This is a genomic window from Vasconcelosia minhoensis LEGE 07310 (assembly GCF_015207255.1).
GTDB classification, from domain to species: Bacteria; Cyanobacteriota; Cyanobacteriia; order Phormidesmidales; family Phormidesmidaceae; genus Vasconcelosia; species Vasconcelosia minhoensis.
The window spans coordinates 45,096-51,599 of the sequence record NZ_JADEXG010000036.1 but is presented as its reverse complement, the minus strand read 5'-3'; the positions used below and the strand labels follow the sequence as shown (position 1 = coordinate 51,599).

The following is a 6,504-nucleotide window of genomic DNA, read 5'->3' as shown; positions in this document are numbered from 1 at the left end:
GGGGTGGATGGGTTGCGAGTAGGGGGAATAAAGGGTTTGTCGATGAGGAAGGAGATGGCGGCGGCGGCAGTGGAGAGGGTTGGGGGACGGTTGGTTGGGGATGATGGGGTGGAATAGGGGGAGAAAGATTCCTGGACTTTGGGTTGGGATGTGGCTGGGGCTTCGTAGGCAGAAGGTGCTGGCACTTCGGCGGGTAAGGTATCTGAAGCTTCAGTGGGAGAGGGTGTTGGCGCTTGGGCGGGGGCGGTTGTGAGTATTTTGGCGGAGGTTTCTTCTAGCTGGGGCTTTGCTGGCTCAGCTGTGGAATCTGCGGGCCAGGGGAGAATGCCTTCGGTTGGGGCAGTGGGCTGGGGCAGGCGGACGCCAACCAGTTCCAGCTCGACGGTGCGCTGGCCGTTCCATTCGTTTAGCCTCAGCTTGTAGGCGATGTCGAGCTCGCGGGGAAGGGGACAATATTCGCCCCAGCGCCACGCGATCGCTTTTAGCGGCGGTAAGGGCTGACCGCTGGGGTCGGTCTGGGTGACGCTGAGCTTTAGGTGGGCCTTGGTTTTGCCAATGGTCTGCTGTTCGACGATTTTGGCATTGGGCGTCCAAAAAACCGGATCGGGATTTTCGATGCCGCAGGGATGGATGCGGTCAATCTGGTGATACAGGTCGAAGCCGACATCGGCCAGGCTGGCCTGGGCATCGATGGTGACCAGGGGCTTCAGATGCTCGGGCTGGAGGTGCTGGCGAGCGAAATTGCTAAGGCGGGTTTTGACCTGCCTCAGTTTGCTGGCCGGAAAGGAAAAGCCACCAGCGGCCCGGTGGCCGCCATACTTCCCCAGCAGGTCATCGCAGGCCTGGAGGGCTTCAAATACGTTGAATTCGGAGATCCCCCGGGCCGAGCCGCGGATTTCTTTCTTGGCATCGTCTTCGTAGGTGCCGATAAAGACCGGCACGCCGTAGCGCTCGACTAGACGAGAGGCCACAATCCCGATCACGCCGTGGTGCCACTGCGGTTGAACGATCACCAGCACCCGTTCTTTTTGCAGGTCGAGGCTACCCTTGGCCCGGCTTTCTTCGCACCAGGTCACCGCCTGCGTTTCAATAATTTCACACATCCGCTGCCGCAGGGCGTTAGCCTCTTCACACTGCTGGGCACGCTTCAGGGCAACGTCTACGTCTTCGGTGGTCAGCAGGTCAATCACGATCTGCGGGTCGGCAATACGTCCGACGGCATTAATTCGGGGACCCAGCCGAAAGCCAATCGCTTCCGGTTTGAGCGCCTTTTCGCCGCTGAGACCGGCAATTTCAACCAGAGCCTGGACACCCATCAGCCGCGACTTGGGCAGCAGCTTTAGCCCCCGCCTCACCCAGCGCCGGTTGACGCCGGTGAGCGGGGCTAGGTCAGCGATTGTTCCTAGAGTAAACAGCTCCAGCAGCGGCGTGGTCAGGGCCTGAGTTTTGCCCAGCCGCTGGGCCAGGCAGACGGCCAGGATGTAAGCGACGCCTACCCCCGCGACGCCGCGATAGGGCGAACTTTCGGCAATCAGCTTGGGGTTGAGGATGGCATCGGCGAGCGGAATCTGCTCGGGAACGTCGTGGTGATCGGTAATGATGACGGTGAGGCCCAGTTCGCGGGCGCGGGCCACCGGGTCATAGGCCGCGATGCCGTTATCCACTGTCAGAATCAGGCTGACCCCTTCGGCGTGGAACTCTTCCACGATGCGACGATTGATCCCGTAGCCTTCCTGCATCCGGCTGGGGATGGCATAGTCTACGTTAGCTCCGAGAAACCGCAGGGCGCGCAGCAGCAGGGCGGTGCTGGTCATGCCATCGGCGTCGTAGTCGCCGCAGATGGCGATCTTTTGCTGAGACGCGATCGCGCCCATCAACAAGTCCAAACTCAGCGGCAGGTCAGGAAACTCATCCAGCGGCGATGGCAGCTGCTGCGTCTCGGGATCCAAAAATTCCCAAGCCTGCTCCAGAGTAGGAATGCCGCGATTGAGCAAAACCTGGGCCAGCAGCGGCGACAGCTGGGTAGCATCGGCAATGTGCTGCGCCTGCGATCGCTGCGCCGGAAAAATCTGCCAGCGCTGCTGAGGCATCTGGCCAACTGAGGCCAATGTGGTTTCGGAATCAGGCGTTTCTACAGACGGGTCTAGCACAGTCCAGCCAAGACTAGTTCATCTGATCCAATCATAATCGCCGGATCGTAGAAATTATAGCTTTGAAGATTGGCTTAACCTTCCAGACCGCTGAGATGGACGCAGAATGCCCTGCCCGGAAATTTCCAATACCTAGATGGCCGAGCAATTGCGCCTTTTTGCTCGATGCGATCAACATTGCCATACTGCAAATACTGGGCACCACTCGTGAGGTATCCAAGGGCTCAATCTTAAGCCAGACCCAAATTTGCCTCGCCGCTGCTTGGGTTTGAAAGTAGCTAGCACCGAGGTAGATTATCCAAAGGGGAATGCCAGATAGGTGTTTCCAACAAAAATGTCTCGTTAGTGCGTGAGTCAATATATTGGGGCATACCTACATGTCTGGGATATCTTTGGGCTTTCTCAACTTCAATGTGATTGTCTGGAGAGATTTCTTCGTGGAGCGTCCTTAAACTTCACTCAGCCTACATCTTCAACCAGCTAAAAACCTGTTTTGCGGTCAACGCTGACTCAATGCCTGCCAACACTGGCAGCTGATCATCTTGGTAAAATAACTCTGGCTGCTGCTGTGGTTGAAAGACCACGATGGAGCGATCGTCGGGGTCAATCAGCCAACCCAGCTGGCAGCCATGCGTCAGACAGTGCAGAATATTGCCTGTGACTCGATTGGAACTTTGCTCAGGAGAAAGAATTTCAATTGTCCAGTTTGGAGCGATTAGCACATTGTCTAAAGGTTCTCCGTTTTCGTTTAGCTGAATGAACTGCCAAAGAAAGACTGCAATATCTGGAACAATTGAGCGCCCGCCAAACGTACAGCGCAGCTCTGGAAAAGCATAGGCAATTTGGTCTGCTTCTGTGACGCTATTAATTGCCTGGATTAGCTTGCCCTGAAGCCTGGAGTGGCGAGCTTTTGGCATTGGCTTTTGAATAATGTCGCCATCAATATATTCGCTAGCAGGCTTTGTCTCTGGCAGCTTTAGAAACGCCTCTAAAGTGAGAGATGGCGTTTTTGCAGCAGTCATAGCCTGAACCTATAGTACTGACCCATCTTCAAGAGTCAAATTTGCGACGCGCTGGAAGTCTTGCCGGTTACGCGTGATTAGTATTGTCGCTTTACTTTAAGCGATCGCGACACTGATGGAAATTTGATTAGGTGGGATGGTGAGCAATCACTGACCTACAGGTTCGTGACCCCGTTGATAAAGACTCAGCTGATCGCTGTCCAAAACTTACAAGGTTACTTGGGAAGGTGATCCATCTATTGATCGATTCCCTGGTGATATACCGCAATTTCAGCTCGCAGATCGTCAAAGGTCGGATCGTTCTTAACCAGCCAAACTTATCGAGCCAGGGATTTTCTGCCTGCATTGGCAGTGAAATTTCAACTTGAACCACCTCATTAGTTAAGTGGTTAGCATTTTTGTCCTAAAAATAAATCTATGTTCGCTATACTTCTATAGATAATGGTCTATGGTGACCGCGATCGCGGCAGCAAAGGCAGTAATCCCCAGGCCAACGAAGGGGTTTTGCCCCTGACTGACGGCAAAGGAGGTGATCACGCCGGCCCCAATCGCGGCGGTTACCATCGAACCCAGCCAGTCTTTCTGTGGTGTGTTGTACATCGTGGTCGCTATAGAACCCCTTAGATACGTCCAATGCTCGTTTCCAACCGTATCACCGGGTCTGGCTATTTCAGCGGCGGGCTGAGGGGACTGTAACTAAGGTTTAGGTAGCGATAGCTTTCTTAACAGGGCCAGCCCCAGGGCCTCATCACAGCCGATCGATATTGCCGCCTTTCACCCAGCCTTCCCGTCCGCCCGGCAGCTGCACCTTCTGCCAGCCATCTTGCTCTTCAATGACGACCAGCTCGGTTTCATATTCAACGCCGCCGATCTGCTCATACTCTATCCCGGGGCCGTCTCTCAGAATCAGACCGATGGGCTGCGATACTACCGCTTGGTAGCTGCCTGGCGGAAGATTTACCGTAGGCCGTGGCTGTCCAGATGTGGCCTGCGCGGGTGGGCTAGTGGCGGCAGGTGCGGGCTCAGCCGGAACGTCATTTTCATAGGTGGGCCGCTCGGGCAGTTCCGAGATCCGCATGATGAAGTACCGGGCCATCGCCAGACCGGCAATCGACAGAATGACCATTGCCAGCAGCACGCCCAGAACAAACTTGGTGAGTCCCAGCAAAAAGTTTTTCATAGCCCGCTTCTGACAGCCTTGGAATCTGCCCTACGGTTATACCTCATTTTTTGGCCAAACGTTAGACCGGGCGGGCGGTTCAAGCCGCTGGCTAAAGAGCAGGTTGACGGGGTCAAGAGTTGTCCTCAGACTGGATCTGCTGCTGGATGCGATTGCTCAAGCTGCTGCGCCGGGACGCTAGCCGGGCCTTGCCCGAGGCGGCCCAGTCCTGCAATGCCTGAATCTGGGCCTGGGCGGTACGGGCCAGGGGTACAGTTTGGCTCGCCGCTTCCAGGATGTCATCTGTGGTAAAATCGCGGTTTTGGCTAAACCCAATGTGCATCGCTTCGATGATCGCCTGCTCGATTTCTGCGCCGGAAAAATCGGGCGTCTCGTAGGCCAGCCGACTGAGGTCATAGCTGGTCAGATTGTGCGATCGCAGCCGCCCCAGATGCACCGAAAAAATGGCCTCGCGCTCATTCTGGCTGGGCAGCCCGACGAAGAAAATTTCGTCAAATCGTCCCCGCCGCAGCATCTCCGGCGGCAGCGCCTGAATGTTGTTGGCGGTAGCCACGACGAAGACGGGTGAGGTCTTCTCAGCCAGCCAGGTGATGAAGGTGCCGAATACGCGGCTGGTGGTGCCCGAGTCGCCGCGACCTTCAAACCCGGCAAAGGCTTTATCAATCTCGTCAATCCACAGCACGCAGGGGGCCAGCGCTTCGGCCAGCTGGATCATCTGGCGCGTACGCGACTCCGATTCGCCAACCAGACCGCCAAACAGGCGACCGACATCGAGCCGCAGCAGGGGCAGGTGCCAGTGATGGGCGATCGCTTTTGCCGTCAGCGACTTGCCCGTTCCCTGAATGCCAGCCAGCAGCAGCCCGCGCGGATGGGGCAGGCCATACTGCCGGGCCTGTTCGGAGAAGGCGCCGCCCCGCTTCAGTAGCCAGTCCTTGAGATTGTCGAGCCCGCCGATATCGGAGATTTTTTCATCGCCGGGGTAGAACTCTAGGATCTGAGTTTGGCGGATGGTCTGGCGCTTTTCTTCTAAAATCAGGTCGATATCACTGGCCTGAAACTCGCCGTGAGTGGCAATGCCCCGGGCCAGCACCCGGCGGATTCGTTCCATCGACAGTCCCTGGCAGGAGCGCACCAGCTCATCGACGGTGCGGGGCGGCAGCTGGCTGCCAGTGGCGCTCAGCAGCCGCTCCACCTCGGTCTGAATTTCGGCCACTGTCGGCAGCGGAAATTCGAGAATGGTAATGTCTTCGCTGAGGTCGTCTGGCACGCTGAGCTGGGCCGAGAGCAGCACAATATTTTTCGGCTGAGCCTTGAGCAGCCGGGCCAGGTTGCGCAGCTTGCGGGCGATCGCGATGTCGTCTAAAAAGCGGTGGAAATCGCGCAGCACAAAGATGGCCGCAGCGGTCGCGGGCAGTTTCTCAATCAGTTCCAGGGCCTGCAGCGGGTTGCGGCGGCCAAACCCGGCATCGTTGGGGTTGCCCTGGTAGCCTTCGACAAAGTCCCAAATATAGACGCTACGGCTGCCCTGCTGCTCGGCGCAGCGCCCGATCGCGGCTTCGGCTCGCGCTTCTTCGCGGGTGGCGATATAGATTAGCGGATAGCGGGCTCGCAGCAGCAGGCTAAGCTCATCGTGGAAGCTCATCACTGTCCTGACAGCTGCTGCTTCAGATCGGAAAGCGCTGCCCAGCGGTGGTCTACAGCGGACTGAGCGGCTTCCGGCGGATTCTCAAAGGCAATCCCGGCGCAGGCCAGGTCGCAGATTTGTCGCTGCGGCAGGGCTAAGCAAATCTGCTCATAGAGCCATTTCTGCGGGTCAAAATAGCCCTGGGGCGGCAGGGTTTCCACCAGATCATCGAGCTCAACTTCGCGTTCGCTGCCGGCTTCTTCGGCAGGCGGCGACTCCAGCCAGATCAGCTCTGAGTTATCTACCCGCACCCGAGCATTGTAGTTTTCCAGGCAGCGATGGCAGTTGAGGGTTGAGATCGCGGCTGCCTGCGCCTTCACTTCTAGATAATTACCCTGGTGGGTAACGCTGACCTGCCCCTTCACGGGCGTCAGTGTCTCCAGATCCGGGAGATAGTCTTCAACCTCAAACTGCACCGTCTGATTCGGAGCCTGGATCAGCTGAGGTATATAAACCGGTTTCATTGAA

At 57.1% G+C, this 6,504-nt stretch carries 6 protein-coding genes; all 6 read right to left on the bottom strand.

Annotated features, from left to right (window positions below; genetic code table 11):
- Positions 1-2,090: single-stranded-DNA-specific exonuclease RecJ (gene recJ, locus IQ241_RS15240; RefSeq protein ID WP_193908669.1), on the bottom strand; the 2,090-nt coding region annotated here is incomplete at its 3' end.
- A gap of 524 nt (positions 2,091-2,614) precedes the next feature.
- Positions 2,615-3,172: a Uma2 family endonuclease gene (locus IQ241_RS15235; RefSeq protein ID WP_193908654.1), complete on the bottom strand. Its 558-nt coding sequence runs from the start codon at positions 3,170-3,172 to the stop codon at positions 2,615-2,617.
- Between the two features lie 432 nt (positions 3,173-3,604).
- Positions 3,605-3,772, bottom strand: a complete 168-nt coding sequence (locus tag IQ241_RS15230; protein ID WP_193908652.1) for a hypothetical protein — start codon at positions 3,770-3,772, stop codon at positions 3,605-3,607.
- 148 nt (positions 3,773-3,920) lie between these two features.
- Complete coding sequence (locus IQ241_RS15225) at positions 3,921-4,352, bottom strand: SH3 domain-containing protein (RefSeq protein WP_193908650.1); 432 nt, start codon at positions 4,350-4,352, stop codon at positions 3,921-3,923.
- A gap of 112 nt (positions 4,353-4,464) precedes the next feature.
- Positions 4,465-5,994, bottom strand: a complete 1,530-nt coding sequence (locus IQ241_RS15220) for an AAA family ATPase (RefSeq protein ID WP_193908648.1) — start codon at positions 5,992-5,994, stop codon at positions 4,465-4,467.
- Positions 5,994-6,500: a YceD family protein gene (locus IQ241_RS15215; protein WP_193908646.1), complete on the bottom strand. Its 507-nt coding sequence runs from the start codon at positions 6,498-6,500 to the stop codon at positions 5,994-5,996. The genes IQ241_RS15220 and IQ241_RS15215 overlap by 1 nt, the downstream gene beginning before the upstream one ends.
- Positions 6,501-6,504 lie beyond the last annotated feature (4 nt).

Bases quoted from the DNA above. Each gene is read 5' to 3' on its own strand.
- IQ241_RS15235 (WP_193908654.1), bottom strand. From the start codon at position 3,172: ATGACTGCTGCAAAAACGCCATCTCTCACTTTAGAGGCGTTTCTAAAG.
- IQ241_RS15225 (WP_193908650.1), bottom strand. From the start codon at position 4,352: ATGAAAAACTTTTTGCTGGGACTCACCAAGTTTGTTCTGGGCGTGCTG.
- IQ241_RS15220 (WP_193908648.1), bottom strand. From the start codon at position 5,994: ATGAGCTTCCACGATGAGCTTAGCCTGCTGCTGCGAGCCCGCTATCCG.
- IQ241_RS15215 (WP_193908646.1), bottom strand. From the start codon at position 6,500: ATGAAACCGGTTTATATACCTCAGCTGATCCAGGCTCCGAATCAGACG.
- IQ241_RS15230 (WP_193908652.1), bottom strand. From the start codon at position 3,772: ATGTACAACACACCACAGAAAGACTGGCTGGGTTCGATGGTAACCGCC.